Genomic DNA, 26,545 nt, shown 5'->3' with positions numbered 1-26,545 from the left:
CGGTCGCCGCCGCATCAGATGCATGCAAGGGGGTGCGCATGGGCGAGGCCTGGGATATCCGCATGGCGCGCGAGGACGACGCGCCGGAGATTTATCGGTTGGTATGCGAGCTTGAAGGCCAGCAGTTCGTCTACGACGCGTTCTTTCGGTCCTTTGCGTCGCAGCTTTCCGATCCCGCCGTGCACTGCCTGGTTCTCGAGGTGGACGGGCGCGTGGCCGGGTACCTCAACCTGCGCATCGATCACCATATACATCATGCGCGTCCGACGGCGGAGATCCTCGAGCTCATCGTCGCTGCGGGCGAGCGTGGGGCCGGGCTGGGCGCCCGTCTTGTCGAGCGCGCCCGCCTGCTCGCGATATCCGAAGGGTGCGAGCTCATGGAGGTCGCTTCCAAATTCGAGCGGACGGATGCGCACCGGTTTTACGAGCGCTGCGGTATGGTGAAGACGCACTATCGTCTGACCATGCCGTTGCCGACGGAAGGGGAGTGACCATATGGAGCAGCCGATCATCGTGCATGACGGGGCGTCGGTCGAAGGGGCCTTCGACCTGCATTCCCATTCGGTGTACTCGGATGGTTCGCATACGGTTGAAGAGCTGATCGCCCAGGCGCGCGCTGCCGGCCTTGCGGGCATCGCCGTGACCGACCACGACAGCCTGAGCCAGCTTGCCGCGGTTCGCGCCTGCGCGCGTGCGGAGGGGTTCCCGGTGCTCGCGGGCCTCGAGATATCGGCGGCGTGCGCGGCGACCGGCCGCAAGGTCCACATCCTCGGCTTTGGGCTGAGCGCCACGGCCGATGGGTCCGGCCCCGTCGAGCGGCTGGTCCGCAAGACGCTGCGGGCGCGGAGCGCGAACACCTTGTGGCAGGCATGGACGATACTCAAGGTCATGGCATCGGCCCCGCAGCCCGTCGAGGCGCTCGAGCGGGCGGGCGCGGCTTGCGCCGATGCGATCGACGGCGCGTTTTCGCTCGACGCCGTGTGGAGGGTGTGCCATGCCAGCACCGGTGTGTACAAGCAGCACATCATGGAGGCGCTTGTGCATCGCCCGTATCTCGATGAGATCTATCAGAAGGTCTACCGCAGCCTGTTCAAAGGCTCGGGCGTGTGTGCGAGCGACATCTCGTACCCCGAAGCGACCGATGCGGTGCGCGCGATTCGCGAGCAGGGCGGCGTGCCGGTGCTTGCCCATCCCGGACAGATGGACTCCTGGTCGATCATCCCGGATCTGGTTGAAGCCGGGCTGATGGGCATCGAGGTCTACCACCCCGACCATGATGCCGGAGACGAGCAGCGGGCGCGTGAGGCCGCGGCGCAGCACGGTTTGATGATGACGGGCGGCAGCGATTACCATGGGCGCTACGGCGGGCCCGCGGGCATGGGCGCCTGCTTTATCGAGCCCGACGAGGCAGGGCGGGCCGTCGCCGACCTCTTCGCCCGCGAAGCCGGGCTCTAGGGAGCGCTGATTCAATGGCCTTCAAGCCCCGCGGGCCGCGGCGCCGCGCATCGTGAAGCGAGGCCCCGCGGCAAGGCTCAACCATTGCATCTACCAGGCCACCCTCTAACAGGGCCCCGTAACTGTACCCCGAACTGCGGGAGAGGGCCCCTCGAGGGGCCCTCTCCCGCAGTTCGGGGTACAGTTACGGGGCCCTGTTAGAGGGTAATCCCGCGGTTTTGCCGATGGCCCGCAGCACATCGGGACACACATCAGCGTTTCTGGGGAGCGCTCGGCGCAGGCGGTTCGTCGGTACGGTCAGCAGATTCCGGGGTCCCGTATGCGAACGGTGGGGAAACCGCACCGCAAAACCCCAGAAAAGAAGGGGTCATTATATATTGGAAATGAATTTGGTATCAAATCGGGAAGTATAGATGTGAAACGGCCATATCTGATAAGCCTGTGATCTGCGGGTTCTTTATCCGACCGGTTCCGAAGGGCCCGGGAGGCACCTCTGATCCGCCCGCAAGCGGCCCTTCTTGCCCACGAGTTGATACCAAATTCAAAACGAGGTGCCCACCCACCTTGGTTAAACCTTTTACCAAGGTGCGGTTTCACACACGGGCGGATGCGGCTGCCTCCGCCAGGCCGACGGGACTCCCCGCCCCGTCTCCGCCCCATGCTATTTCATGAAAAACCTCCGCCAGACCGCCGTGGATACGGCTACCTGGCGGAGGTTTTTCATGATAAAGCAGGCGGTTCTAGGCGGCGTCGAGTTCGGTTGCGGGCAGCGCCTGCGTGTAGATGTCCGCCTCGACGCTGGCGGGCTCTCCCGTCACGAGTCGAACGAGGCGGTCGAGCTGCACGAGGATCCAGCTGAGGGGGTCGGGGGCGTCGACCGACTCGGCGGTCACGAGCTCGCACGATGCGATCTCGGCGCCATCTTGCGAGAGCGTGAGCGTGCCCGCGCCCTGTCCGTCCTCAACGTCGCCGCTGAGCGTATCGAACTCAAGGTCCTGCTCGATATCGCCGGCAAGGCTGAACACCGTGACCGTTTGGCCGGGGTCGGAGACCGTGATGTCCACGGTCTTGTCGGTCCAGTCGGCATGCGGAACGGCGGCGACGAGCGGCGTGCCGTCCGACGCCGTCTCATCGGTCGTGATGAGCGGGTATGCGACCGTGTGGTTGTAATACCAGTTGGCGAGCGCCAACGACTCCTGCAGGCGCACGTCGACGCCCTCGCAGCCGAGCACGACGGTGTACAGCTCGCCGCCCAGGTCGCGCGACCAGGCGCCTGCGAAGCAGTCGAGCGCCTCGTAGGTGCTGCCCGTCTTGCCGCCGATATTGCCTTCGGTGCCCAGCAGCGTGTTGTAGCGCGTCATGGTGATGGAGCGCTCGGTACCGTCGGCGCCGTTGACCGTGATGACGTCGTTGTCGCTGCCGTCGACCTGCCGAAACGTTTCGTTTTGCATGGCATAGGCGAGCATGGTCGCCACGTCGCGCGCGGTGGAGTACATGTCGCCCTCCCAACCGTCGAAATCCAGGCCGTGAGGGTTGGTGAACTTGGTGTTCGTCATGCCCAGCTCGGCGGCCTTGTCGTTCATGGCCTGAACGAAGGTACCGACGAAATCGGTGCTCGCCGGGTCGAGTTTGGCGCCCACCGTGGCGGCGATGGCCATGGCCGCGTCGTTGCCCGAGGGGATGAGCAGCGCGCGCAGGGCCTCCTCCATGGTCAGGACATCGCCCTCCCGCAGGTTGGCGGACGACTGGCCGACGGTCGCTGCCGCGTGGTCGACCGTGACGGTGTCCTCGAGCGACGAGTTCTCGATCGCGACGATGGCCGTCATGATCTTGGTGATCGAGGCGATCTTGACACGGTCGTCCGCTGCGCGCTCGAAGTAGACGGTGCCGTCCTGGCCCACGACGATGGCGTTACGCGCGCTGATGTCGGGGCGATCGTTGGCGGGATCCTGGCGTTCGGATTCCGGTGTGCCGAGCACGATATCGGTGTCGAGCTGGGTCGCGCATGCGGGAGCGGGGGCCCAGATGACGGAGAGCGCCAGGGCCGCGCCCGCAACGGCGCTGACGGCCCGTGCGGCAAAGGTTCGGAGATGATTTGAGGTATGCATGACGTTCGCTTTCTATGCTGAGTAGCAGAAGTATACATGGCTGGTGCTTTTTTGGACGGGGCCGTTTTCGCCCATGCCGATGCAAGCGCGCCGGCATGGGCGAAAACGGCCCCGTCCCAAAAAAGTACCAGCCTCGAGGTGTCGGCCGTGTGTCCGTGCGCTTAAAAGGTGCTTAAGCCCTCGTGCGCATGTCGTGGACGGGTCGCAGGCGGGCGATAATGAGTATGTGTCGGAAGGAGAACATGCGATGGATACCCATATCCTCATTGTCGATGACGAGAAGGCGATTACCGATCTCGTGGGCATTTACCTGCGCAACGAGGGCTATCAGGTGACCCTTGCGTATACCGGCGCCGAGGCTGCCAAGGCCATCTTGGAGCAGGATTTCGACCTCGCCGTGCTCGATATCATGCTGCCCGATATCGACGGGTTCGAGCTGCTGCGTACCATCCGTGCCGACCATACCTATCCCGTGATCATGCTCACGGCCCGCGGGTCGCAAAACGATAAGATCGAGGGCCTTTCGCTGGGCGCCGACGATTACGTCGTCAAGCCGTTCAGGCCTCTTGAGCTCGTCGCGCGCTGCAAGGCACAGCTGCGTCGATATACCAGCTACGGCAGCCGAGCGCAGGAGGAGGACTCAGCCGAGCTCACGGTCGACGGCCTGGTGATCAACCGTGACGCGCGCACCGTGATGGTCGACGAGCGTCCCGTGCGCTGCACGCCGCTCGAATACTCGATCCTGCTCTACCTGGTGGAAAACCGCGGCCGCGTCGTCTCGGTCGAGGAGCTGTTCCGCGCCGTATGGGGTGAAGAGTACATGTCGAGCTCGTCGAATACCGTGATGGTGCACATCCGCCACCTGCGCGAGAAGATCGGCGACGACGCCGCCAACCCGAGGTTCATCAAGAATATCTGGGGCGTTGGGTACACCATCGAGGGATAGCGTTTACGCAGGTAAATGTAGAGTTTCTTAATGAATGGGATAGATGTTGCACCGAAATTGCACCGAACTGAGCCGTTGAATGCAACTCATGCTGATAGTTACAAGCTAAACTCGGTATGTCCCTTTAGCCTTTCTATTCGGGGTCATTCAATCCCTGAAAACGGGCTTGACCCGAACGGACCGTATCGAGCCATTTGAAAGTACTACGTTCCCCGAGGAGTCGAAAAGACCTAAAATTTCCGGAGTGCTCGGAATGTCAAACGCGGCCATACGGCTGCTCGATGCATTTGAGGTTGCGGTCGATTCCCTTGAAGGTCATCCGTCCTTTTATCCCGTCCATCGCGAAGCTTCCGAGCTGATTGGCCGAGAGGGTCACCGGGGAAGCGCCGATCGATTCAATCAGCGCTATCTTCTTCAATGCGAAGCCCGATTGAATTAAGCAAGTCTTTCGTTTTCGTGTGCCATTCCGCTTTTTATACTTGAGCCATGCCGATACTTTTCATGTTTCTCAGTAATCTGGAAAGCGGGGTGCGCGATTGAAGCGTGAGGGACGTCAGCCGAGGTCATCCGAGCATGCACCGGTCAACCCGGTGACCGGCATGCCAAACACGCAGGGGAGCGAGGCGTGGAGCCCCGCCTCGCGCGCGTCCGAGCCGCAAGGCGCCGGTTCTCCGGTGAGTTCGGCGAGTGCCACGACGGTGTCGACGGAGGCGAAGCCGCCCTCCTCGTTCACCTATGCGACGGGATCCCGTCCGGCCGATTCGTCCGCCTCCGACGCCTCCCAGAACCAGGGCAACGCGCAGTCCGCGCGCGTGTTCGACCGCTTCCTGTCCATCGTCGAGCACCGCGTGCTCGCTATCGTCGTGCTCGTGCTGCTGGACTTCGCGGTCATCGGGCTGAGCAACTTCATCCTGTTCTTCGCGCTGCTCTTTGCCGGATACATCCTGATCGACCGTTTCGTTAACGCCCGCCGCATCGTGACGCTGGGCGGCATCCCGTGGCTGCTCATCTTGATGTGCGGGGCTATCGTGGCGAACAACATCGGCCCCGTCGCGTTCACCGTCGACTATCTCTTCATGTTCTGCGGCTTTTTGGCCGCCATCTCCGTGTGCGGCATCTTCTTCGTCGGGCGTGCGTTCTACGACTACGGCTACGAGCGCGGTGAGACCGATGCCGACCGCATCGTTTCGCGGCATATGCTCGATCGCCTTATCGACCATCCGGATGATTGGGGCACGGTCGACGGCGACTTCGTCGAGGTCGAGGGCGCGCTGAACCGCGTGCGCGACCGTCAGCGCGCCGCCGAGCAGGCGCTGCGCGACGAGTCGAGCCGCAAGGACGACCTGGTGACCTATCTGGCCCACGACCTCAAAACGCCGCTCGCGAGCGTCGTGGGATACCTGTCGCTGCTGCACGAGGCACCCGATCTGCCCGAGGAGCAGCGCGTCCGCTTCACCGGCGTCGCGCTCGACAAGGCCCATCGGCTCGACGCGCTGATCGAGGAGTTCTTCGACATCACGCGCTTCGATTTCCACGACATCGTGCTCACGCGCGGCTACGTGGATCTGAACCTCATGCTCGCGCAGGTCGTCGACGAGTTCTATCCCACGCTGACCGAGCAGGACAAGCATGCGCGGATCGAGGTGCCCACAGGGCTCACGGTGCTTGTGGATGGCGACAAGATGGCGCGCGTGTTCAACAACGTCATGAAGAACGCGATCGCGTACAGCTACGAGGGCTCGACGATACTCATCTCGGCCGAGCGCGTGGATGCCGAGGTACATATCCGGTTCGAGAACCAGGGCGACCCCATCCCGGCGCCGAAGCTCAAGGTCATTTTCGAGAAGTTCTACCGCCTGGACGCGGCACGCGCGACGAATCGCGGCGGCGCGGGCCTGGGCCTGGCGATCGCCAAGGAGATCGTCGTGGCGCATGGCGGAAACATCGCCTGCGAGTCCACGCCGGAGCACACCGTGTTCACCATCACCCTACCCGACGCGTGAGGGACGCCGGGCGGATCCCGCCGGCAGCTTACAGTTCCCTGACAATTCGCTTTCAGCTGCATGAAACGCGGCTCGTATCCTAGAGCGAGCTATGACAGCTTGCTTGAGGAGGTAGCGGGTTGAACGAAATGGATCAGGAGCGCTCCGCGACGGCCGACGTGATGGCGCAGGCCCTCGAAGAGGCACACAAGCGTGAAATGGGCACGATGCCCTCGCAGGCACCCAAACCCGAGAACCCGATTCGCATGTCGGTCGAGCATCTCGACCTGTACTACGGCGACCATCAGGCGCTGAAGGATGTTTCCATCGACATCCGCGACCGCGAGATCACCTCGTTCATCGGTCCGTCCGGCTGCGGCAAGTCCACGCTGCTGCGCTGCCTGAACCGCATGAACGACATGGTCAAGGATTGTCGCATCGAGGGCAAGATCACCCTCGACGGCGACGATATCTACCAGGACTACAACGTCACCCGTCTGCGTCAGCAGGTGGGCATGGTGTTCCAGCGCCCCAACCCGTTCCCAATGAGCATCTTCGACAACGTTGCGTACGGTCCGCGCGGTCTCGGCATCAAGAACCACGCCGAGCTCGAGGAGATCGTCGAGGAGTCCCTGACCGGCGCCGGCCTGTGGGACGAGGTCAAAGACAAGCTCAAGCAGTCCGGTCTGGGCCTTTCCGGCGGCCAGCAGCAACGCCTGTGCATCGCGCGCGCCATCGCCGTCAAGCCCCAGGTCCTGCTGATGGACGAGCCCACCTCGGCACTCGATCCCATCTCGACCGTCATGGTCGAGCAGCTCGCCATGGAGCTCAAGAAGGACTACACGCTCGTGGTCGTGACGCACAACATGCAGCAGGCGTCGCGCATCTCCGACTCGGTGGCGTTCTTCCTCCTCGGCGAGCTCGTGGAGCACGCGCCCACCGAGGAGCTGTTCAGCGCGCCCAAGGATAGCCGTACGTCCGACTACCTGACTGGTCGTTTTGGCTGATTGTCTGCCGCCGCGGTGCGGCGACCCGTGTTCTTCCCGCGGCGGTGTATGATACTCGTAAATGCAGCGGAAATCGGAGACGCGCGATGATCTATTACGTTGAGGACGACGACAACATCAGGGGGCTGACGCTGTATGCCCTGCGTCAGCAGGGTATCGAGGCGGAAGGCTTTTCTTGCGACAGCGAGTTCAAAGCCGCCGTGGCCCGTCGTGTGCCCGATGCCGTCCTTCTCGATATCATGCTTCCCGATACCGACGGTCTTGAGATCATGCGCCGCCTGCGCGCCATGCCCGAGACGGCGACCGTGCCCATCATGATGCTGACGGCCAAAGACACCGAGCTCGATAAGGTCGTGGCGCTCGATGGCGGTGCGGATGATTACCTCACCAAGCCGTTCTCGCTCATGGAGCTCACCAGCCGTTGCCGCGCCCTGCTGCGCCGCGGCGGCATGTCCAAGCAGGTGAGCGACGTGCTGTCCGCCGGCGGCATCGTTTTGTCGCCCAGCCATCGTCGCGTGACGGTCGATGGCGAAGAGGTCAAGCTCACGCTTCGCGAGTTCGACCTGCTCGAGTATCTCATGCGCAAGCCCGGCATCGTGTTCTCGCGCGAGGCCCTGCTGCAAAGCGTGTGGGGATGGGACTTCGACGGCGGCTCGCGTACCGTCGACGTGCACGTCCAGACGCTGCGCCAGAAGCTTGGCGACCGCGCCACCTGCATCGAGACCGTGCGCGGCGTGGGCTATCGCTTCGCCGGCCAAGAGGCCTGATGACTCGCGAGCCGGGCGCGTGATTCCATGACGCCTAAAAACAGCACGCATCATTCCCTGTCCCGCCGTGTGTTCGCCACCGTGTTCGCGGTGGCCATGCTCGTCGTGGTCGTGTTCTCGCTCGCCGGCACCGCCTACGTGCAGGGCAGGTTGGTGGCCTTGGCGCACGAGGAGCTCGACAACCAGTCCGACGTCGTGGCGGCGGCGCTCAACAGCATGCCCGACGACAAGTTCCTGCTGAACCACCTCGACTTGAGCAATACGCGCATCACGCTGATCGACACCGACGGCACCGTGCTGTTCGACAGCGAGGCGGACGTGGAGGACATGCCCAACCATGCCAGCCGGCCCGAGGTCGTCGAGGCGTTCGAGACCGGGCGCGGCGATTCGGAGCGCTCGAGCTCCACGCTCGGCGAGATCATGCTCTATGAAGCAGTTCGCCTGGATAACGGCACGGTTTTGCGCCTCGCGCAGGAGCAGGACGGATACCTGTCTATTCTGGTCAGCATGATGCCGCCTTTGCTCGGCCTTGTGGCGCTCGGCGTGATCGTGTCCGTCGTGGCCGCGCGCCTGGAGTCGCGTGCCATCATCGCGCCGCTGCTCGAAGTCGATCTCGACCACCCCGTCCGCAACATCCAGGATGCCTACAGCGAGATGATCCCGATGCTCGACCGGATCGAGACGCAGCGCCAGGAGCTCAAGCGCCAGATGCGCGTCTTGGCGGATAACGACCGGATGCGCCGCGAGTTCACGGCCAACATCACGCATGAGCTGAAGACGCCGTTGACGGCGATTTCGGGATACGCCGAGCTGATCGCGAGCGGTATGGTTGCCGATGAGGAGGATCAGCGCGATTTCGCCCGCCGCATCCACAAGGAGGCCGGTCGCCTGACGGCGCTCGTCAACGACATCCTGACCTTGTCGAGCCTCGACGAGGCGGAGCGCGGCGACGCCGAGGTGTCCAACAGCGTGCTGGGTTCGCGCGAGCCGGTCGACCTGCCGCGCACGATCGACACGGTGTACCACCGTCTCGATACCGTCGCGGATGTCAACGGCATAACGCTGCAGCTGCGCGTCGAGCCGGCCATCGTGTTCGGCGTGCCGCGTCTGCTCGACGAGCTGGTGTACAACCTGGCGAGCAACGCCATTCGCTATAACAAACCCCACGGCTCGGTCACGCTGCGCTGCGGCATGGAGGACGGCGCCCCTTATGTCAGCGTGGAGGACACCGGCATCGGTATCGCCCCGGAGGAGCAGGACAAGATCTTCGAGCGCTTCTACCGGGTGGACAAGAGCCGCTCCAAGGCGCGCGGCGGCACCGGGCTGGGACTCGCCATCGTCAAGCATGCCGCCATGTTCCACGATGCAACGATCTCGGTCGACAGCACGCTGGGGGAGGGGACGACCATCACGGTGCGCTTTCCCAAGGAGGCCATGCAGATCGAGGACCTGATGTAGCGTCCGCTCCGCACGTTGCATTTGATAATCTCTGCATTTTTAACGAGAACGTCGTCCGTAATGTATAAACCCATCGTTTATGCGGTCGTTTACGATACCATGTTGAAGGTTTACAAGATGGCAGCTGTTCTCGCGGGCCGCTCGGTCTGCGCGGGCGAGCTGTCGTGTGCGCCGAGGACTCCCGGCGAGCAAGGGAATAGTGAAAGGTTCGTTCGATGACACTGCTCGAACTGTTCCAGCTGCTCAAGAAGCATATGCAGCTGGTGATTGTGCTTCCAGTTGCCTGTGCATTGGTCATGGCCGTTGCCAGCTTCGCGGTCATGCGCAACACCTACACGGCCCAGACGAGCATGTACATCTTGGCGAGCTCGAGCGCGGCCCAGGGGCAGACGACCAACTACAACGAGCTTACGGCGAGCCAGCTTCTGGCCAACGACGTCGCCGCGCTGCTCGAGAGCGATCGAGTCAGGCAGGATGCCGCCGAGGCGCTCGGCCTCGAGGATCTCGATGACTTCGACATCAGCGTCGCGAGCGAGACGACGACCCGCGTCATCACCCTGTCGGTTGACGGTCCGGATGCCGAGAGCGCTGCCAGCGTCGCCAACGAGATGGCCCAGCAGGTTTCCGTCGTCGCCCAGGACGTCCAGGTCGCCGACAGCATCAACGTGATCGACGAGGCCGTTGCCCCCGATGCGCCGAGCGGCCCCAACCGCCTGCTCTACATCGCCGTCGCCTTCATGGCCGGCCTGTTTTTGGCTGTCGCCATCGTCGTCCTCATGGATATGCTCAACACGCGCGTCCGCAGCGCCGAGGACGCCGAGGAGCTGCTCGGTATCCCCGTGGTCGGTCGCATCCCTGCTATGAAGGGTGGTAAGTAACATGCCTAGGAGTAAAGCCACTGCCGATCGCCTCGTTGTTCAGAACGCGGCGAAGACCCTTCTTGCCAATATCCGCTTCGCAAGCCTTGACGACCCGATTCGCGTCATCACGGTCACCTCGACGGCGCCCAACGAGGGCAAGTCGACGGTTGCGCTCAACCTGGCGCAGGCCATCGCGACGAGCGGCAAGCGCGTCGTGCTGGTCGAGTGCGACATGCGCCGCCGCAGCATGGCCGACATGATCGGCGTCCATTCGCGCGGCGGTCTGTACGCCGTGCTCTCCGAGCAGATGCGTCTTGAGGATGCCGTCGTCGAGACCAGCCAGAAGAACCTGTTCTTCCTGGACTCCGAGCCGCATATCCCCAATCCCGCCGATATCATTGCCTCCCGTCGCTTCGCGAACCTGGTGAAGGCGCTGAAGTCCACGTTCCAGTACGTGATCTTCGATACGCCTCCCGTGGGCACGTTCATCGACGCCGCCGAGGTGGGTCATCTGTCCGACGGCCTCCTGTTCGTCATCCGCGAGAACTTCACCAAGCGCGCTGAGATCGTGGCGGCCGTCGACCAGCTCAAGAAGGCCGAGGTCAACATCATCGGCACGGTCATGAATTACTGCGAGACCGAGGTCAGCGACTACTACTACTCGTATTACACCAAGGACGGCAAGAAGGTTCGCACCTCCGACACCTCCGATGCTCCTGCGGCCGCTCCGGCGCGGGCTGCCGCCGACACGCGCGGTGCCGCCCAGGGCGTCGTTCCGTCGACCGGGCTTACCTCTAAGAGCCGCACATCTCGCCGTTCGTAAGCGAGCCTGTCCCGACCATGCGCGATATCCACAGCCATATCCTTCCGGGAGTTGATGACGGGGCCGCGGACCTCGACGAGAGCCTTGCCATGCTCGAGGCCGCGAAGGCCGCGGGCGTGACCAGCATCGTGTGCACGCCGCACTGCCGCGACCCCTACTTCGACTACGACGCCATGTGGGATGCCTATGAGCTGCTCGTCGCGCATGCGGACGGATTCCCCTTGCAGATGGGGTTCGAGGTCAACCATGCCAAGCTCATGGACCTTGGCATGGATTGGGTCGACTATCTGCACTTCGATGGAACGAACGAGTTCCTGCTCGAGCTGTCGACGCATGCGGGCAAGCTCGAGTTCCGGGAGTACGAGCGCACGATCTACGAGCTTCAGGGTCGAGGCTACGAGGTCATCATCGCACATCCCGAGCGGTATCGGGCCATCCAGGACGACCTCAACGTCGCCGTCCGCCTGATGCGCATGGGGTGCAAGCTGCAGGCGTCCGCGGACTTTATCGCAGGCGGTCGCCTGGGTCGCGAGAAGCGCCCCGCCAAGCTCATGTTCGACGAGTTCATGTACTCTTACATCGCGAGCGATGCCCATATCCCCGAGCATTACCGCTATCTCGCCGAAGCGCGTGCCAAGTTCCCCATCCGCGGCCGCCATATGCGCTAATTGGCCGGTTTGTCCGGTTGCTATTCTGGCATAGAAAAATACCTGAAATCAGTTGGATTGTTGCGTCCTGTTGCGCTCAATTGCGCCTTTTCTGCTCGATCTGAATACTTGCGCGCCCTATGGTTATAAAATCTAAGTCTGAATACATCAGGTTTGGGAACCGGAAAGGATGCATATGCGCGAGTTCAAGACAGAGAGCAAAAAGCTGCTCGACCTTATGATCAACTCCATCTACACCAACAAGGAGATCTTCCTGCGCGAGCTCATCTCCAACGCATCGGACGCTGTCGACAAGCTGAATTTCAAGAGCCTCTCCGACGAAAGCGTCAAGCTGGATGACGAGGACTTGGCAATCCGCGTGTCGTTTGACAAGGATGCGCGCACGCTCACCATCTCGGATAACGGTATCGGTATGACGGGCGAGGAGCTTGAGAAGAACCTCGGCACCATCGCACACTCCGGAAGCCAGGAGTTCAAGGCGGAGAACGCCGAGAGCCAGGGCGACGCGGTGGATATCATCGGCCAGTTCGGCGTGGGCTTCTACTCGGCGTTCATGGTCGCCAAGCACGTGCGCGTCGTGAGCCGCGCATTCGGTTCCAACGAGGCTAACGTCTGGGAGAGCGACGGTCTCGAGGGCTATACCATCGAGCCGGGCGAGCGCGACGGCCACGGCACCGACATCATCCTGACGCTGCGCGACAACGAGCAGGGCGCCAACGGCGAGCCGGGCGAGGACTACGATCGCTACCTGTCCGAGTGGGGGCTGAAGGATCTGATCAAGCGCTACAGCAACTACGTTCGCTACCCCATTCAGATGATGGTCACCAAGAGCCGTCAGAAGCCCAAGCCTGAGGACGCGGGCGACGATTACAAGCCGGAGTACGAGGACTACCAGGAGCTCGAGACCATCAATTCCATGACGCCGATCTGGAGGAAGCATTCCTCCGATGTCGAGCAGTCCGACTACAACGAGTTCTACAAGTCCACGTTCCACGACTTTGAGGATCCGGCGCGCACTGTCAGCTTCCATGCCGAGGGCACGCTCGAGTACGACGCGCTTCTGTTCATCCCCGGCCGCGCGCCGTTCGACCTGTACAGCAGGGATTACGAAAAGGGCCTGGCGCTGTACAGCTCCAACGTCCTCATCATGGAGAAGTGCGCCGACCTGCTGCCGGATTACTACAACTTCGTCCGCGGCGTGATTGATTCGGCCGATGTGTCGCTCAACATCTCGCGCGAGACGCTCCAGCACGATCGCCAGCTGCGCGCCATCGCCCGCCGTGTCGAGAAGAAGATCACGAGCGAGCTCGAGAGCATGCGCGATGACGACCGCGACGCCTACGAGACGTTCTTCGAGAACTTCGGCCGCGGCCTCAAGTACGGCATCTATTCGAGCTACGGCATGAAGGCCGACGAGCTTGCCGACCTGCTGCTGTTCTACAGCGCGCGCGAGAAGAAGATGGTGACGCTGTCCGAGTACGCGCACGCCATGCCCGAGGGACAGAAGGCCATCTACTACGCTGCCGGCGATTCGCGCGAGCGTCTGGAGAAGATGCCGGTCGTGACCGGTGTGCTGGCGCGCGGCTACGACGTCTTGCTGCTTACGCAGGATGTGGACGAGTTCACCTTCCAGGCCATGCGCGAGTACGTGGCGAAGGACATGCCGAAGGTCTACGAGGACGACGCCGCCAAGGAGGCTGCCGCCAAGGCTGTGGCCGACGGTGCCGAGCCTGAGCTCGAGGATCGTCATCTGGAGCTCAAGAATGTCGCGACGGGCGACCTCGACCTGGCGACGGAGGACGAGAAGAAGGATGCCGAGGAGGCAACCAAGGAGAACGGCGACCTGTTCGAGGCCATGAAGGACGCCTTGGGCGACAAGGTCGAGAAGGTTGCGGTGTCCGCGCGCTTGGTGGGCGAGAGCGAGTCTCCGGCGTGCATCACCACGGAAGGCCCGCTGTCGCTCGAGATGGAGAAGGTGCTCCAGCGCGGTCCGGAGGGCGACCTCGACGGTCTGCCCAAGACGCAGCGCGTGCTCGAGCTGAACGCCAAGCATCCGGTGTTCGCCAAGCTCGTCGCCGCCCAGAAGGATGGCGACGCCGAGAAGGTCAAGCTGTACGCCGGCCTGCTGTACGACCAGGCCCTGCTGGTCGAAGGCATCCTGCCCGAGGATCCCGTGGCGTTTGCCGCGAGCGTCTGTGAGCTGATGTAGTCGGAGGCTCACGGATCGATCGCGCTCGCGGGTTGGTCGGGGACAGGTTCGTTCCAGCCCATGCTTGGCGCCGCGGCGGCCGGGCGCCCGTGCAAATCGGGGACGTACCTTCCGCATGCACTTTTGCACGCCGGGGACACCCCTTCGGCGCACGCCAGCACGAGCTCTCCGTATCCACGGTGGCTTAACAGAGGTTCATACAATAAGGACCCCGAAGGGTGTGAAACCCTTCGGGGTCCTTTTCATGTAGGGGCACGGTTTAGGCTTTACGCCACGATGCACTGCTGCAGGTTCGTCTCGTCCAGGGCGTCCAAGAGGCGATGGAAGGAATCCTGCAGGTTGACGCCTTGATCCTGAGAGCGATGATGCTTCTGATCAGAAACGGTGGAGCCGAGGAGGCCTGTTCTCTGTGTCGGGGGGAAGGAGAAACCGTCTGCATGTTGGGATGGTTGCAATGGTAACCATGCTTTTGCTGCTCTTTGGGAAGGATGCATGCTCGGCCTCCTCGCTCATCCACCAAATGGCACATCCGGTGTTGCTGCTGGTTCGGATGTGTTGTCCTCATTATGACCAGCTGGCCTCGACACCATGGCTTAAGAGGTCCTTACGACTGTTTGTCCGTTCTGTGACAAGGTATCTGACCTGCGAAAACGGGCGGAATCATCGCCGCTTGCCTCAGTGAACCTCAAGAAAATGTGTACGCCCTGTGGGTGCGGGCGCTTCGTGCGGAGCCGCCTGCGTGCACAGGCGATCAATCGGCGTTTCCTCGGCTTGCGGAGTTGATCTGATCGATAACGCGCGCCATCGTCTCATCGATGCGGTCGCGCTTGAGCTCGCACTCCCAAATGGTGATGGCGAGCCACCCCATCTGCTCGAGTTCGGCGACGGCCCGTGCGTCGCGCTCGACGTTGCGGCGAAACTTGGCCTCCCAGAACTCCGTGTTTCGCTTCGGCGTGCTGGGATGGCAGTGCGGGCACCGGTGCCAGAAGCAGCCGTTGACGAAGATGGCGATCTTCCTGCCGGGGAAGGCGATGTCGGGACGGCCGGGCGCCTTCTTCCACTGCAGGCGGTACCCGGTGAGGCCGGCGGCGCGCAGGCGCTGGCGAACGAGCATCTCGGGTTTGGTGTCGGCCCGCTTGTTGCCCTTCATCGATTTCTTGATGGCGGCGCGCCTGCGGACCAACTCGGTCTCCGCAGCGCTCAGATCCGAGGTGTCGATGCCGTCAAGCAGGTCTTTCTTGCGCTTCTTGCCCGGCTTGCGACCGGAGGCGCGCCGCGGCGTGCGCCCCACAGCTGTGGCCTCTTGCGCCGAGCGCTGCTGAGGCACCTCGGCGGCATCGTCCAGCTCGACCAGGGCCTGTACCAGCCCTTGGTCGGCGGGCATCCATTCGAGCGTTGCGAGCGAGCGCCGGCTTACCCAGCGAAGGTCCATCTGGCGGTCGTTGCGCTGCGGTTCGGTATCGTCGCCCGTCTCGTCGATACGGCAGAAGAAGCACTCCATCGACAGGTGGAAGTCGTCGTAATCGTACTCGACGGTATAGAAGTTGCGCAGGCTGACGATGCGCACCTGCAGCTCTTCGGCCAGCTCGCGCACGCATGCCTGCTCGGGTGTCTCGCCGCGTTCGACTTTGCCGCCCGGGAACTCCCAGAGGCCCTGCATGGAACCGTATCCCCGCTGAACGGCGAGTACCTCGTCGCCGTTGTCGCGCCGAATGATTCCTGCTGCTACATGAACTGTTTTCACCGTATGCGATCCTATCCGAACAATCGATCGAAGGCCATTGTACACGACGCGGCATCTCGCATCTGCCTGAGGGAAACGCTGATCAATCCATTCCGCACCGGTCGGCCCCGTGCCGGGCGCCTGCGGGCTCAGGCTGCGTCGGCGCAGCACCACTGCGCCTTCCTTGCCTTCGCGCGCATCCGCCTCGCCACGGAACCGACCGCCGCGAAAGCAATTGACCAGCGTTTCCCTGGAAATGCCGATCCCGCTGCCTCCTTAAGCCTCCCTTAACCAACCTTACAAAACCGCAATCAAGGTGTAAGCCAAATCGATGGCTCCCGTTCGGCCGTGCTGCGACTATAGGGTCAGGAGGTGGTTGTCATGGAGGCAACGAACATGAACCCGTATCAGCGCAACCCGTATGATGTGAAGCAGAAAAAGCAGGGTGTTGGGATGAGTGCGCTCGAGATGGTCTTGTGGCTGCTGGTTATGGCAGCGCTCTCGATCGTCATGATCTGGCTGCTCTGGACCAATTCCAGGTAGCCGTGCGTCTTCTCGGGCGAGCCGGTTTGTGGCCGGCTCACCCGTAATGAGTGAAAGGAACGTTTGCCATGAGAAAGCAGACCGTGCAGGCCGATCACATCGATGCGACCGCGCCGCGCGTCCACATGACCCTGCCCACCACGCCGCGCGGGGGTGCCGAGGCGCCCCGCCACGCCGCACCGGCCGCGACGGCGCAGCCGGTGCTCGACGTACGTCACGTCGAGAAGGTCTACGGCGCGCGCAACAACGTGACGCGTGCGCTCGCGGACGTCTCGTTTACCGTCGCGCGCGGCGAGTTCGTCGGCATTATGGGCGCGTCGGGATCGGGAAAGTCGACGCTGCTCAACTGCATCTCCACCATCGATGCCGTGACCAGCGGCAACGTGCTGGTCGGCGGCGTGGACGTTACGGGCATGAAGTCGTCCAAGCTGACGAAATTCCGTCGCGAGCAGCTCGGCTTCATCTTCCAGGATTCCAACCTGCTCGACACGCTGACCGCGCGCGAGAACATCGCGCTGCCGCTTACCATCAGCCGCGTGCCGGCCGCCGAGGTGCTTCGCCGCGTGGAGGCCACCGCGCAGCGCCTCTCCATCGCCGAGGTGCTCGACAAGTATCCCTACCAGATGTCGGGCGGCCAGCAGCAGCGCGTCGCCGCCGCTCGCGCGCTCGTGACCGATCCGGCCATCATCATGGCGGACGAGCCCACCGGCGCGCTCGATTCCAAGAACGCGCGCCTGCTGCTCGAGTGCTTCGAGACCATGAATCACGACTACCAGGCGACGGTGCTCATGGTCACACACGACAGCTTCGCGGCGAGCTACACGCATCGCGTGCTGTTCATCCGCGACGGCCGTATCTTTACCGAGCTGCGCCGCGGCTCGTCGAAGCGCCAGGAGTTCTTCGAGCGGATCATGGAGGTCGTTGCCATGATGGGCGGTGAGGGTTCCGATGCTTTGTAAGCTCGCGCTGGGCAACGTGCGCCGGGCGGGAAGAGACTACCTGGTCTACCTGCTGACGCTCACGCTTGCCGTCACGGTGTTCTACGCGTTCAACACCATTTCCATCCAGGTCGACCTAGTCGATATCGCCAACGACGGCCTGGCGACCTCGCTCGGCGGCATCATCAGCGGCCTGACGGTGTTTTTGGCCTTGGTCATGGGCTTCCTCATGGTCTACGCCAACAACTTCATCATGAAGCGACGCAAGAAGGAGTTCGGCCTCTATCAGGTTTTGGGCATGAGCCGCGGCCAGGTGGCGCGCGTGATGGCGCTGGAGACCTTCATCGTTTCGGCGGCGGCCCTTGTGCTCGGCATCGTGCTGGGACTCGCGCTCTCATGGCTCATGACCTTCTTCACGGCCTCGCTCTTCAAAACCCAGATCGCCGACTTCCATTTCTTCTTCTCGATCAGCGCCCTGTTCATCACGGTGGTCTGCCTGCTGGCGATTTTTGCGGTCACGCTCGTGTTCAACCTGCGCGTGGTGGCGCGCGCCCGCGTCATCGACCTGATGAGCGCCGGGCGGCAGAACGAGGCGATCCGGACGCGCAACCCCTGGGTTGCCGCGGCGGTCTTCCTCGTCGGTCTGGCGGCGATCGTGGTGGCCTACGTGCGCCTACTGAACGATGGCCTGCCCTACGACGGATCGCCCGAGGGGATGCAGAAGTTCCTGATCACCACCGTGACCGTCGTGATCGGCACCATCCTGTTCTTCTTTGGGCTCTCGGGCTTTTTGCTCAAGGCGCTGCAGGCGGCGCGCGGCCTGTACTGGCGCGGCCTGAACATGGTGACCATGCGCCAGCTCGCCGCCAAGGTGAACACGGTGAGCTTCTCGATGGCCATAATCGCGATGCTGCTGTTCTTGGCCATCACCTCGGTGACCGCGGGCATGTCGCTCGCCGACGTGATGAACACCTCGGTGGAGCGGGGCACGCCGGTCGACTACACGACGGTAGTCGTCTACTACAGCGGCTCTACCGTGGACGAGCTGAACGCCGATCCCACGGTGACGGGCGGCGAGGGCGGCGTGGTGTTCGCCGAGGCCGAAGAGCCCGTGGACGTCATGGAGATGAGCCGCCGGCAGACCGTCAACGCGGGGACAGACGATGCGCAGCCCTTCGATTTGGCCTCGATCGCCGGCGGCGCCATCCAGGTGGACCTCTACGAATCCACACCGCGCGGCGCCGACATGCCCGTCGTGAACCTGTTGGACCTCTGCGAGGAGGTGGACGAGGAGCTTCCCCAGGGCATCGACGAGACCGGGGTGTCCGGACTCGGCCTGACGGTGATGCGTGAGAGCAACTATAACGAATACCTGAGGTTCCGCGGGATGGACCCCATCGTCTTGGGCGAGGACGGCTATACGATCCTGTCCGATATGGGCGAGAGCGTGAACCGTATCTACGACAAGGTGCTGGGCGAAGGCGTTGAGCTGACCATCGGCGGGCGCGTGCTGTACCCGGTGCAGGACCGCGTGAACGAGGACGCGAGCACGTTCGTCAACGCGATGTTCGGCATGAACTCCGGCACGATCGTGCTGCCCGACAGCCTGGTGGATCAGCTGGACCTGCCGCCGTACCAGAGCTATCTCATGCTCAACTACGCCGACGGGGTGAACCCCGACGACGCCGACGCCTACATCGGCGAGTACCGTGAGTACGGCGACATCACCGATACCGCGGGCAACCTCGTCGGCGCGTGGGGCGTCGAGGCGACGCGCACCTCGACCTACGAGAGCGTGGACTCCATGAACGGCCTGATCTCGTATTTGGCGATCTACATCGGCTTCGTACTGGTGGTGGCGTGCGCGGCGATTCTCACCATCCAGCAGCTCTCGGGCGTGTCGGACGCCAGCAAGAACTACCGGATCCTGGCGGAGCTCGGCACCTCGGACCGCGAGATCTCGCATTCGGTGCTGGTGCAGCAGACGATCTTCTTCGTGTTCCCCGTGGTGGTGGGCGTCGCCCACTCGATCGTGGCGCTGTCGATCATCATCGATCTGGTCGAGGTGTTCGGCGGCCTGACGATTGGAGGCACCGTCGGCTTCACCACGCTGATCTTCCTGATCGCCTATGGCGGCTACTTCTGCGTGACCTACCTCATGAGCAAGGGCATCGTGCGCGACGCGATTCGCACGCGCCACGCGCAATAGGGGGCTTAAGCGTATGTTCGACCAAGTCACATGGGCGGCAGTCATCCGGAGCATCACCGACACATGGCTACCGCTCATGGGCTGGGCCGCCGCCGGCGCCGTCATCTGGCTCATCGTCCGCCTGTGGCGCCGCCCGTAGCCCCGCCCCTCCCTGCAAGTGCAAATGTGGGGACGTACCTTCCGCGTGCACTTTTGCACGCTGGGGACACCCCTTCGGCACGAGCTCTTGCATGAGCCCCTGGCAGGTCTCCGTATCCACGGTGGCCTGCCAGGGGCATTCAGGGCGTCGGAAGATATGTGAGAGGATATCGATGAAACGCGTGATTGCGGTTGTGGCTGTGGCCATCTGCCTGCTGATTGGCGGCGCGGGGTTTGCCGTATCGAAGCTGGGCGAGCAGTTTGAGGATCAGTTCGGCGATGTCGCGCTGTCGGCACCGCTTACGGGCGGTGTGTACTACACGCAGATCGACAACGACTGCGTGACGCGCGACGATGCCGATTCCGACATGCCGTACCGCTACGAGCTTACAGCGTATGCAGAGGACGGGTCGCAGACAACCACGGTGTTTCATACGAGCCGAGAGCTGCGTGACGGCGCGTACCTGCGCTTCGACGCGGCATTTCTGCGCGGCATGATCTCCTGGGAAGAGGTGCAGGCCGACGACCTTCCCGACACCGTGCGCACCCAACTGCAGTAGATGCGAGTGCAAATGTGGGGACGTACCTTCCGCGTGCATTTTTGCACGCGGAAGGTACGTCCCCACATTTGCACTCGCGCAAGGGGCTTGGGCTTTTCGGCCCAGATGGCCCCGGGTTGCGCAACCCGCAAATAGCAGGAAGAGCCTGCAATCACAACGAGCTAGAAAAAACGCCCGCCGGCGCTCATGCCGACGGGCGTTTTCGGTACCTGGGTTGAAAGCTCTTTAGCAGGCCAGACGACCGAACTCAGAGGAGACCTTGGGGGAGACGTGAGCGGTGCGGCCGAGGTAGGGGGTGTTGGAGACGCCGGGGACGTTGATCTCGTTGGAGAAGAGGTTGACGATAGCCTTGGCGGTGGACTGGAGCAGATTGATGGCGGCCATAGTTCTTCCTTTCATATCGCGTGTTATGGTTGCGTGCGCGCCGTTTACAGTGGGATTCAGCGCGCTCGCCGATTTGCCGATGGCAAGTGTAGTCGGTCGATTTTTGCCTTTCAAGGGTGTTTGGAAACGATTCTGAAATGATTCAAGATTCGTACACAAACCGCAGGTCAGAGGCGTTTTTTGCCTGCATTCGCTCCAGTGCGGGATAGCGATGGAGTGCGTCGTTTTGCTTTCTGGGCGCGCCAGCGGGGCAGTTTTGCCGCCTATGATCACAATTTCTTCACACATGTGTGCTACTGCGAAACGTGGCAGACGCCCCACACATAACAGCGCCCCGCGCGAGCAATCGCGCGGGGCGCTGTGCCCGTTGGTAGACCGAGTCGTGCTATCAGCGAGCAGATAGATTGAAGAGGGCCTAGATGGATGCTGCGTATGGACGCATAGGCCACGTCTCGGAAGGGGTACGCACGCTCTTGGCGGAGCTTCCCGCCTTCTTCGCTGCTTCCAGAAACGCCTCGTATGAACGCTTAAGGTTGAGTCGCTGGTCCTTAGAGCGCTTGGGGCGCGCGGTCGCTGCCTTGCTCTGAGCGGTGGTTTCCACGGTCTTCACGAGGTGAGGGTCCTCTTTTCTCTCGGGTGCGGCGCGCATGCGATCATCTCCTGTTCAGCGTTGCCGGCGCTTAAATCCTTAAGCAATCCGACGGTCGGTTACGTGCGCCAATAGAAATGTACCTCAGGGTGAGGACAATAATCTGAAGAACCGATTAAGGTTGATTTCGTGCCGCGAACGGTCCCTTTTCGGGTGGGGGCGGTCAAGGTTGTGGATGATTCGAGGATACAGTGTCTACCTGCGGAAACTCATACATTCCCGCAGGTAGACAGGGGTGTTCGGAGGGCTCTTTTCCCGGCGTGGGCGCCTTGGCGGGATGTGTCCGTTTTGAGGCGGCCGGGCGCCGAGCCCGCCCTGATGGCAGGTCCTGCGCCCGGGTGCCGGGGATTCTACACGATATAGAGCCTGGCGGTACGGGCCGTGCGCATGAAGAGCAGCTGTCCCAGAATCGCGGCCACGACGCCGACGCCGATCGCCGTCGCGTGCGCCGCCGCAATCGAGGCCATGTCGGGAATCAGCGCCACGCAGAGCGCTCCGAACCCGAATTCGCAGACCATGCCCCCGATCACGCTCACCGTGATGGGCATGCTACGCTTCACGATCTCGTTGGCCGAGGTCCATGAGAAGTTGGGGCGGGCGGCGTCGATGGCGATACCCACGTTGGCCCACAGGTGGAACAAACCCAGGCTCACGATGAGCAGCTCGATTGCGATAAGGGGCTCGATCTGCCCGGAGACAAGCAGGATGACCGTGCTCAGCACCAGCGAGCACCCCACCGGAATGAGGTTGGAGGCGAGCTTGGACCAAAGAATCGTGCGCACCGAAAGCGGCGCGCTCGCCATGATCCATGCGCAGCGCCCCTCGAGCGAGACGGAGATGGTGGAGCTGGCACCCGTGGAGGCGCAGAAGGCGAAGACCCACGGAATCACGAGGTAGATGCGGTCTCCCATGTGGGCGAGCGCGTCTTGGTCTATTCCGTCGATGGCGCCGGACATCAGGATGCCGCGCAGGCCCATGACCGACAGGGCGATCGCGATGGCGACCATGAGCAGGTAGCCGAACAGACAGTTGAACGCATAGGAGGGAATGCCGAGCAGTGTGCGGAACTCCTTGACGACGATCGCCGTGAACGGGGTACGGCGTGCCCCGACGGCCGCGCGCCCGCGTGCCCGGCGCCTTCTGCCGGCCAGCATGCCGTTGATGCGCAGATAGAAGCGCTGCATGACCTCGACGCACGCTGCGGTGACGCCGATCGACGCCGCAGCGAACAGGGCAAAGGAGAGCGCGTCGTGGCTTGCGATGCCGGCGGCTGCCCAGGCGGCGGGAGGGTAGGCGCTCGTGATGGCCGATTCCAGCACAGTGGCGACCTGCAGCGTGGCTGCGACAGTCGCCTCGTGGTCGACGCCGGCGGTAAACGAGAAGCCGTAGGCGCCCATCACGAACGCGAGCATGGCCAGAAGGGCGAGCACGATGTAGACGATGCCGGCATGACGGAAGCGCGCTGCAAGCGCGGTGACGGCGAAGGCGGCGAACGTGGCGAGCGCCGTGGGCGCCAGCGGGGCAAGGACGACGCTGAGCGCAGCCAGGACGATGGAGACGGGGCTCGCCCCCGTCATGACGAGGTAGACCGCGTACATGGGAACCATGAAGATGGCCGCCACGGCGATGGCGCTGCCGAACAGCGTCGCCATGCGGGCGATCACGACGGTGCGCCGTGGGACGGGAAGCGACATGATGAGGTCGTAATCGCGCGTGCCGAACAGCGTGCCGCGCGCCTTCATGAAGGTGAAGAACACGCCCGCGAGCGATCCCGCGGCCACGGCGAAGGGCGGGATGACGTTCGCCATCCCCGAAACGGCGAGACCGATGGCCATGAGCGCCGTGTAGCCGGCGAATACGGCCACGAGCAGCAGGGCGAGCAGCGCGACGAACACGAGCCTGCGAGCACGGGCGGCGCGGGGCATGCCCTGGGCATTCGGGGCGAACGAGTTCAACAGGCCGAGGACCTGCACATGCATCAGGGTAAGCATATCGCGCATGACGATCACGCCTCCTTCTCGACGAGCTCGAGGAAGACGTCTTCGAGCGAGGAGTCGCCGCGCACCTGTTCGGTGGTGCCGCTTGTCAGCAGCTCTCCGCCGCGGATGATGGCGACCTTGTTGCAGAGCTTCTCGACCACCTCGAGCACGTGCGACGAGAAGAACACCGCGCCGCCGCGTGCAGCGAGCTCGTGCAGGATCGCCTTGAGCTCGTGGGAGGCCACGGGATCGAGGCCCACGAAGGGCTCGTCGAGCACGAGCAGGCGGGGTTCGTGGATGAGCGCGCCGATGAGCACGAGCTTCTGACGCATGCCGTGCGAGTAGGTGCCCACCGTGTCGCCGAGCGCGTCGGTGAGCTCGAGGCGCTCGGCAAGCTCGCCGATGCGACGGGTGCGCTCGTCGTCGGGGACGCGGAAGATGTCGGCCATGAAGGTCAGGTACTGCATGCCGGTCATGAACTCGTAGACGTCGGGGTTGTCGGGCACGTAGGCCAGCGCGCTCTTTGCCTGCAGGGGCTTGCGGGCCACGTCGTGCCCGCAGATGCGGATGCGGCCGCCGTCGATGGCCTGCGCGCCCACGATGGAGCGGATGAGGGTGGTCTTGCCCGCGCCGTTGTGGCCGATAAAGCCGTAGATATCGCCCGCTTCGACGCTGAGCGAGAGGTCGCGGACCGCGACGGTGTCCCCGTAGCGCTTTTGGAAATGCTCCACGCTGAGGACGGGAAGCGAACTAGGGGTAGGCGTGGTCAGAGCAGAGTCGTTCATGTCTGCCTCCAAAAGGTTCGATGAGGTTGTCGGTGAGAGATGGGGTACGTGATTATTTAGGGACAGTCCCTAAATAATCACTCGGTGCGGTCGCGGTCCTTGGGTTTGGGGAGGCGGCCGTAGCGCTTGAGCGCATCGCGCAGGATCCATTCCACCTGGCTGTTGGCGCTGCGCATCTCGTCGTCGGCCCAGCGCTGGACTGCCTCCCAGATCGCGGGATCGATGCGGAGCGGGTATTGCTTGCGTGCCATGGTGGTCACCTGCTCGGTGGTGGGTGGTTGCGGGACGGGGCCGATTGATTCGGTCCCGTCCCGACGCGTGTCAAACTGGATTAGTAGATCGAGCTCGTGTTGAGAACCGGGTGCGCTTCGGACTCGCCGCAGAGCACGACCATGAGGTTCGAGGCCATCTGGGCCTTGCGCTCCTCATCGAGCTCGATGGTGCCGCCGTCGGCGAGCTCCTTTACGGCCATGTCGACCATGGACACCGCGCCCTCGACAATCTTCTTGCGGGCGGCGATGACGGCTTCGGCCTGCTGGCGGCGCAGCATCGCCTGGGCGATCTCGGGTGCGTAGGCGAGGTGCGTCAGGCGCGCGTCGTCCACGGTCACGCCGGCAGGGGAGAGCCGCTGCGTGAGCTCGCGCTTGAGCGCCTCCGAGACCTCTTCGATATTGCTGCGCAGCGTGATGGCGTTCGTGTCATCGGAGTTGTCCTCCAAATGGTCGTAGGCGTACACGCTCGCCACGTGGCGCAGCGCGGTCTCGGCCTGCGTGGCCACGAACTGCTCGTAGTTGTCAACATCGAACAGGGCTTTGGCGGTGTCTTCGACGTGCCACACCACGACGTTGGCGATCTCGATGGGGTTGCCCATCTTGTCGTTGACCTTCAAGATCTCGCCGTTCAAGGTGCGTGCGCGCACGCTCACCTTGGTCGAGATCGCCTTTGCGCCCACGTTCGCCTTGGCGTTTTTCAGACCGCCCTCGGCGTCGAGCTCGACACGGAAGCCGCTATCGGATCCTCCCATGGAGCGGCTGTAGAAGGGGTTCGCCCAATGGAAGCCCTCGCTGCGCACGGTGCCCTTGTAGTCGCCGAACAGGATGCAGACGCGCGCCTGCCCGGGCTGCAGGGTGAAGAAGCCCGCGACGGGGAAGATCCAGATCACCACGGAAAGCACGATGGCGAGAACGAGTCCTGCGATGGAGAGGGGCGACACCGGCACCCCTGCGCTGTCGCAGGCGGCCATATCGCTGATCGACAAGACGTACAGCGCGACGATCAGAGCGAACAAGACGACGGTGATGACAAGCATGCTCCAGCCGGACTTGGCCTGCATCTGCTTTTCCACGCTCATGGTAGTTCCTTTCGAACCGTGCATCCGCGTTTGCGTGACAGCCCGGATGCTGCCCTGGATTGCCTCGGGGAAGGGCAGACCCCGACGAGCGCCTCGATCGGTCTCGTTGATTGCATTGTGATATCACATTGGTATCCAGTCAAGTACCGTCTGCCGATTCGGCGAACGGCCGGTGCGGGCTGGCCCGACAAAACGGACCGTTCCTCCTGCCCTTGATACGTTTGGGGGAATAATTTGGGTACTATGGCTACATAAGATTGAATCAGCAGGGGGAATGATGGTAGGAGTTGTGCTGGTCTCGCACTCAAGAGCGCTGGTCGAGGCTCTGCGGGACTATACCAAGATGATCGCACCCCAAGCTGCCGTTGCGGTGGCGGGGGGCATGTCCGACGGTTCGTTCGGCACGAGCTACGTGTCGGTGTTTCAGGCGATCGACGAGGTGAACGGGCCGGATGGGGCGATCGTGCTCGTCGATATGGGCGCTGCCGCCATGGTGGTCAAGATGGTCCTGGCCGATATGAACGACGAGGGTGTCCGCATGGTCGACTGCCCGTTTGTGGAGGGGGCCGTCGAGGCGACCGTTCAGGCACAGTCCGGCATCGAGCGCGACGTGATCGTCGAGTCGCTGAAGTCCCTCTCCAATCTGCGCAAGTTCTGAGTGCGGTGCGCCTGGCGTGCGCATGGATGCTGGGGCTTCTGCGGGGTGAAATGTCGGAAATCCCGACATTTCACCCCGATATTAATATTAGGCAGCGTATACACAGCATAGAATATATTGCTATTCTGAAAAAGAGACTTATGGGTACATACATCGCAGCCCTTCGAGTATCCCTCTGTAATAAACATATAAGATATGAAGTCTTATAACGATTATATGCTGTATTCTGGGTGCTACTCAGCGAGTCGAAGAATTTGTACCCAAAAGTCCCTTTTCCGTTTTGGTGGGCGGGAGCATCCCCCCGCAGCGGCGCCGCGCACGCCCTCTCCGCGTGTTTCTTGTGTG

At 62.9% G+C, this 26,545-nt stretch carries 25 protein-coding genes; 17 read left to right on the top strand and 8 right to left on the bottom strand.

The features are described 5' to 3' along the window. Window positions 1-38: 38 nt before the first annotated feature. Window positions 39-491 carry a GNAT family N-acetyltransferase gene (locus QVN30_RS02765; RefSeq protein ID WP_289835366.1) on the top strand — a complete coding sequence of 151 codons (453 nt, stop codon included), beginning with the start codon at window positions 39-41 and terminating at the stop codon, window positions 489-491. Window positions 492-495: 4 nt separating this feature from the next. Beyond that, window positions 496-1,455 carry a PHP domain-containing protein gene (locus QVN30_RS02760; RefSeq protein ID WP_289835365.1) on the top strand — a complete coding sequence of 320 codons (960 nt, stop codon included), beginning with the start codon at window positions 496-498 and terminating at the stop codon, window positions 1,453-1,455. Between the two features lie 740 nt (window positions 1,456-2,195). Here QVN30_RS02760 and QVN30_RS02755 read toward each other — a convergent pair. Further along, window positions 2,196-3,563 carry a D-alanyl-D-alanine carboxypeptidase family protein gene (locus tag QVN30_RS02755; RefSeq protein WP_289835363.1) on the bottom strand — a complete coding sequence of 456 codons (1,368 nt, stop codon included), beginning with the start codon at window positions 3,561-3,563 and terminating at the stop codon, window positions 2,196-2,198. A gap of 247 nt (window positions 3,564-3,810) precedes the next feature. Between QVN30_RS02755 and QVN30_RS02750 the strand changes: the two genes are divergently transcribed. Then, window positions 3,811-4,509, top strand: coding sequence for a response regulator transcription factor (locus QVN30_RS02750; protein WP_204570850.1), 699 nt, complete (start codon window positions 3,811-3,813; stop codon window positions 4,507-4,509). Between the two features lie 256 nt (window positions 4,510-4,765). On the opposite strand, the gene QVN30_RS02745 is transcribed toward QVN30_RS02750, so the two are convergent. After that, window positions 4,766-4,927, bottom strand: coding sequence for a hypothetical protein (locus QVN30_RS02745; protein WP_289835362.1), 162 nt, complete (start codon window positions 4,925-4,927; stop codon window positions 4,766-4,768). Between the two features lie 181 nt (window positions 4,928-5,108). Here QVN30_RS02745 and QVN30_RS02740 point away from each other — a divergent pair, with 181 nt between their 5' ends. The 8 genes from QVN30_RS02740 (at window position 5,109) to htpG (ending at window position 14,283) form a co-directional block, all read left to right on the top strand. Beyond that, window positions 5,109-6,512 (top strand): sensor histidine kinase, encoded by a 1,404-nt coding sequence (locus tag QVN30_RS02740; protein ID WP_289835360.1) that lies wholly within the window; start codon window positions 5,109-5,111, stop codon window positions 6,510-6,512. A 206-nt stretch (window positions 6,513-6,718) separates the two neighbouring features. Beyond that, on the top strand, window positions 6,719-7,498 hold the full coding sequence (gene pstB, locus QVN30_RS02735; RefSeq protein ID WP_066830347.1) for a phosphate ABC transporter ATP-binding protein PstB: 780 nt from the start codon (window positions 6,719-6,721) through the stop codon (window positions 7,496-7,498). 86 nt (window positions 7,499-7,584) lie between these two features. Then, complete coding sequence (locus QVN30_RS02730) at window positions 7,585-8,265, top strand: response regulator transcription factor (protein WP_066830068.1); 681 nt, start codon at window positions 7,585-7,587, stop codon at window positions 8,263-8,265. A gap of 27 nt (window positions 8,266-8,292) precedes the next feature. Next, window positions 8,293-9,723, top strand: a complete 1,431-nt coding sequence (locus QVN30_RS02725; protein ID WP_289835357.1) for a sensor histidine kinase — start codon at window positions 8,293-8,295, stop codon at window positions 9,721-9,723. 215 nt (window positions 9,724-9,938) lie between these two features. Further along, the gene (locus QVN30_RS02720; RefSeq protein WP_066830063.1) at window positions 9,939-10,601 is read left to right on the top strand and encodes a YveK family protein; all 663 of its coding nucleotides are present in this window, start codon (window positions 9,939-9,941) and stop codon (window positions 10,599-10,601) included. A 1-nt stretch (window position 10,602) separates the two neighbouring features. Continuing rightward, window positions 10,603-11,406, top strand: a complete 804-nt coding sequence (locus tag QVN30_RS02715) for a CpsD/CapB family tyrosine-protein kinase (RefSeq protein ID WP_079989063.1) — start codon at window positions 10,603-10,605, stop codon at window positions 11,404-11,406. Between the two features lie 17 nt (window positions 11,407-11,423). After that, entirely contained in the window at window positions 11,424-12,074 is a 651-nt protein-coding gene (locus tag QVN30_RS02710) for a CpsB/CapC family capsule biosynthesis tyrosine phosphatase (protein ID WP_289835356.1), read from the top strand. A 175-nt stretch (window positions 12,075-12,249) separates the two neighbouring features. Further along, entirely contained in the window at window positions 12,250-14,283 is a 2,034-nt protein-coding gene (gene htpG / locus QVN30_RS02705; protein ID WP_289835354.1) for a molecular chaperone HtpG, read from the top strand. Window positions 14,284-15,034: 751 nt separating this feature from the next. On the opposite strand, the gene vsr is transcribed toward htpG, so the two are convergent. Then, window positions 15,035-16,027 carry a DNA mismatch endonuclease Vsr gene (vsr, locus tag QVN30_RS02700; RefSeq protein WP_289835353.1) on the bottom strand — a complete coding sequence of 331 codons (993 nt, stop codon included), beginning with the start codon at window positions 16,025-16,027 and terminating at the stop codon, window positions 15,035-15,037. Window positions 16,028-16,387: 360 nt separating this feature from the next. Between vsr and QVN30_RS02695 the strand changes: the two genes are divergently transcribed. The 5 genes from QVN30_RS02695 to QVN30_RS02675 all read left to right on the top strand — a co-directional run bounded on the left by QVN30_RS02695 (window position 16,388) and on the right by QVN30_RS02675 (window position 20,394). Further along, window positions 16,388-16,549 (top strand): hypothetical protein, encoded by a 162-nt coding sequence (locus QVN30_RS02695; protein ID WP_154018718.1) that lies wholly within the window; start codon window positions 16,388-16,390, stop codon window positions 16,547-16,549. A gap of 68 nt (window positions 16,550-16,617) precedes the next feature. Then, complete coding sequence (locus QVN30_RS02690; protein ID WP_239456179.1) at window positions 16,618-17,508, top strand: ABC transporter ATP-binding protein; 891 nt, start codon at window positions 16,618-16,620, stop codon at window positions 17,506-17,508. Continuing rightward, on the top strand, window positions 17,498-19,696 hold the full coding sequence (locus QVN30_RS02685) for an FtsX-like permease family protein (protein WP_289835350.1): 2,199 nt from the start codon (window positions 17,498-17,500) through the stop codon (window positions 19,694-19,696). The genes QVN30_RS02690 and QVN30_RS02685 overlap by 11 nt, the downstream gene beginning before the upstream one ends. A 13-nt stretch (window positions 19,697-19,709) precedes the next feature. After that, window positions 19,710-19,835, top strand: a complete 126-nt coding sequence (locus QVN30_RS02680; RefSeq protein ID WP_289835347.1) for a hypothetical protein — start codon at window positions 19,710-19,712, stop codon at window positions 19,833-19,835. Window positions 19,836-20,007: 172 nt separating this feature from the next. After that, window positions 20,008-20,394: a YxeA family protein gene (locus QVN30_RS02675; protein WP_289835346.1), complete on the top strand. Its 387-nt coding sequence runs from the start codon at window positions 20,008-20,010 to the stop codon at window positions 20,392-20,394. Between the two features lie 225 nt (window positions 20,395-20,619). Here QVN30_RS02675 and QVN30_RS02670 read toward each other — a convergent pair whose 3' ends face one another. The 5 genes from QVN30_RS02670 to QVN30_RS02650 all read right to left on the bottom strand — a co-directional run bounded on the left by QVN30_RS02670 (window position 20,620) and on the right by QVN30_RS02650 (window position 25,542). Then, window positions 20,620-20,778 carry a hypothetical protein gene (locus QVN30_RS02670; protein ID WP_154018717.1) on the bottom strand — a complete coding sequence of 53 codons (159 nt, stop codon included), beginning with the start codon at window positions 20,776-20,778 and terminating at the stop codon, window positions 20,620-20,622. A 999-nt stretch (window positions 20,779-21,777) separates the two neighbouring features. Then, window positions 21,778-23,427: a hypothetical protein gene (locus tag QVN30_RS02665; protein ID WP_289835344.1), complete on the bottom strand. Its 1,650-nt coding sequence runs from the start codon at window positions 23,425-23,427 to the stop codon at window positions 21,778-21,780. A gap of 5 nt (window positions 23,428-23,432) precedes the next feature. Continuing rightward, window positions 23,433-24,191, bottom strand: a complete 759-nt coding sequence (locus QVN30_RS02660; RefSeq protein WP_289835342.1) for an ABC transporter ATP-binding protein — start codon at window positions 24,189-24,191, stop codon at window positions 23,433-23,435. A gap of 77 nt (window positions 24,192-24,268) precedes the next feature. Beyond that, window positions 24,269-24,442 (bottom strand): type II toxin-antitoxin system antitoxin, encoded by a 174-nt coding sequence (locus QVN30_RS02655; protein WP_087201326.1) that lies wholly within the window; start codon window positions 24,440-24,442, stop codon window positions 24,269-24,271. Window positions 24,443-24,522: 80 nt separating this feature from the next. Then, window positions 24,523-25,542 (bottom strand): SPFH domain-containing protein, encoded by a 1,020-nt coding sequence (locus tag QVN30_RS02650; RefSeq protein WP_289835341.1) that lies wholly within the window; start codon window positions 25,540-25,542, stop codon window positions 24,523-24,525. A gap of 274 nt (window positions 25,543-25,816) precedes the next feature. On the opposite strand from QVN30_RS02650, the gene QVN30_RS02645 reads away from it, so the two are divergent. Beyond that, the gene (locus QVN30_RS02645; RefSeq protein ID WP_079989059.1) at window positions 25,817-26,200 is read left to right on the top strand and encodes a PTS-dependent dihydroxyacetone kinase phosphotransferase subunit DhaM; all 384 of its coding nucleotides are present in this window, start codon (window positions 25,817-25,819) and stop codon (window positions 26,198-26,200) included. Window positions 26,201-26,545: the final 345 nt, after the last annotated feature.

This window comes from Collinsella ihumii, assembly GCF_030385545.1.
GTDB lineage: Bacteria > Actinomycetota > Coriobacteriia > Coriobacteriales > Coriobacteriaceae > Collinsella > Collinsella ihumii.
Note: the sequence above shows the minus strand (reverse complement) of the source record. Positions and strands in the feature narration are given on the sequence as shown.

Excerpts from the sequence above, each read along its gene's own strand:
- QVN30_RS02740 (WP_289835360.1), top strand. The coding sequence starts at position 5,109 with ATGCCAAACACGCAGGGGAGCGAGGCGTGGAGCCCCGCCTCGCGCGCG.
- QVN30_RS02720 (WP_066830063.1), top strand. The coding sequence starts at position 9,939 with ATGACACTGCTCGAACTGTTCCAGCTGCTCAAGAAGCATATGCAGCTG.
- pstB (WP_066830347.1), top strand. The coding sequence starts at position 6,719 with ATGCCCTCGCAGGCACCCAAACCCGAGAACCCGATTCGCATGTCGGTC.
- QVN30_RS02645 (WP_079989059.1), top strand. The coding sequence starts at position 25,817 with ATGATGGTAGGAGTTGTGCTGGTCTCGCACTCAAGAGCGCTGGTCGAG.
- QVN30_RS02660 (WP_289835342.1), bottom strand. The coding sequence starts at position 24,191 with ATGAACGACTCTGCTCTGACCACGCCTACCCCTAGTTCGCTTCCCGTC.
- QVN30_RS02730 (WP_066830068.1), top strand. The coding sequence starts at position 7,585 with ATGATCTATTACGTTGAGGACGACGACAACATCAGGGGGCTGACGCTG.
- QVN30_RS02725 (WP_289835357.1), top strand. The coding sequence starts at position 8,293 with ATGACGCCTAAAAACAGCACGCATCATTCCCTGTCCCGCCGTGTGTTC.
- QVN30_RS02690 (WP_239456179.1), top strand. The coding sequence starts at position 16,618 with ATGAGAAAGCAGACCGTGCAGGCCGATCACATCGATGCGACCGCGCCG.
- QVN30_RS02760 (WP_289835365.1), top strand. The coding sequence starts at position 496 with ATGGAGCAGCCGATCATCGTGCATGACGGGGCGTCGGTCGAAGGGGCC.
- QVN30_RS02650 (WP_289835341.1), bottom strand. The coding sequence starts at position 25,542 with ATGAGCGTGGAAAAGCAGATGCAGGCCAAGTCCGGCTGGAGCATGCTT.
- QVN30_RS02680 (WP_289835347.1), top strand. The coding sequence starts at position 19,710 with ATGTTCGACCAAGTCACATGGGCGGCAGTCATCCGGAGCATCACCGAC.
- QVN30_RS02655 (WP_087201326.1), bottom strand. The coding sequence starts at position 24,442 with ATGGCACGCAAGCAATACCCGCTCCGCATCGATCCCGCGATCTGGGAG.
- QVN30_RS02665 (WP_289835344.1), bottom strand. The coding sequence starts at position 23,427 with ATGCGCGATATGCTTACCCTGATGCATGTGCAGGTCCTCGGCCTGTTG.
- QVN30_RS02710 (WP_289835356.1), top strand. The coding sequence starts at position 11,424 with ATGCGCGATATCCACAGCCATATCCTTCCGGGAGTTGATGACGGGGCC.
- QVN30_RS02715 (WP_079989063.1), top strand. The coding sequence starts at position 10,603 with ATGCCTAGGAGTAAAGCCACTGCCGATCGCCTCGTTGTTCAGAACGCG.
- QVN30_RS02685 (WP_289835350.1), top strand. The coding sequence starts at position 17,498 with ATGCTTTGTAAGCTCGCGCTGGGCAACGTGCGCCGGGCGGGAAGAGAC.
- QVN30_RS02670 (WP_154018717.1), bottom strand. The coding sequence starts at position 20,778 with ATGGCCGCCATCAATCTGCTCCAGTCCACCGCCAAGGCTATCGTCAAC.
- htpG (WP_289835354.1), top strand. The coding sequence starts at position 12,250 with ATGCGCGAGTTCAAGACAGAGAGCAAAAAGCTGCTCGACCTTATGATC.
- QVN30_RS02750 (WP_204570850.1), top strand. The coding sequence starts at position 3,811 with ATGGATACCCATATCCTCATTGTCGATGACGAGAAGGCGATTACCGAT.
- QVN30_RS02765 (WP_289835366.1), top strand. The coding sequence starts at position 39 with ATGGGCGAGGCCTGGGATATCCGCATGGCGCGCGAGGACGACGCGCCG.
- QVN30_RS02675 (WP_289835346.1), top strand. The coding sequence starts at position 20,008 with ATGAAACGCGTGATTGCGGTTGTGGCTGTGGCCATCTGCCTGCTGATT.
- QVN30_RS02695 (WP_154018718.1), top strand. The coding sequence starts at position 16,388 with ATGGAGGCAACGAACATGAACCCGTATCAGCGCAACCCGTATGATGTG.
- QVN30_RS02755 (WP_289835363.1), bottom strand. The coding sequence starts at position 3,563 with ATGCATACCTCAAATCATCTCCGAACCTTTGCCGCACGGGCCGTCAGC.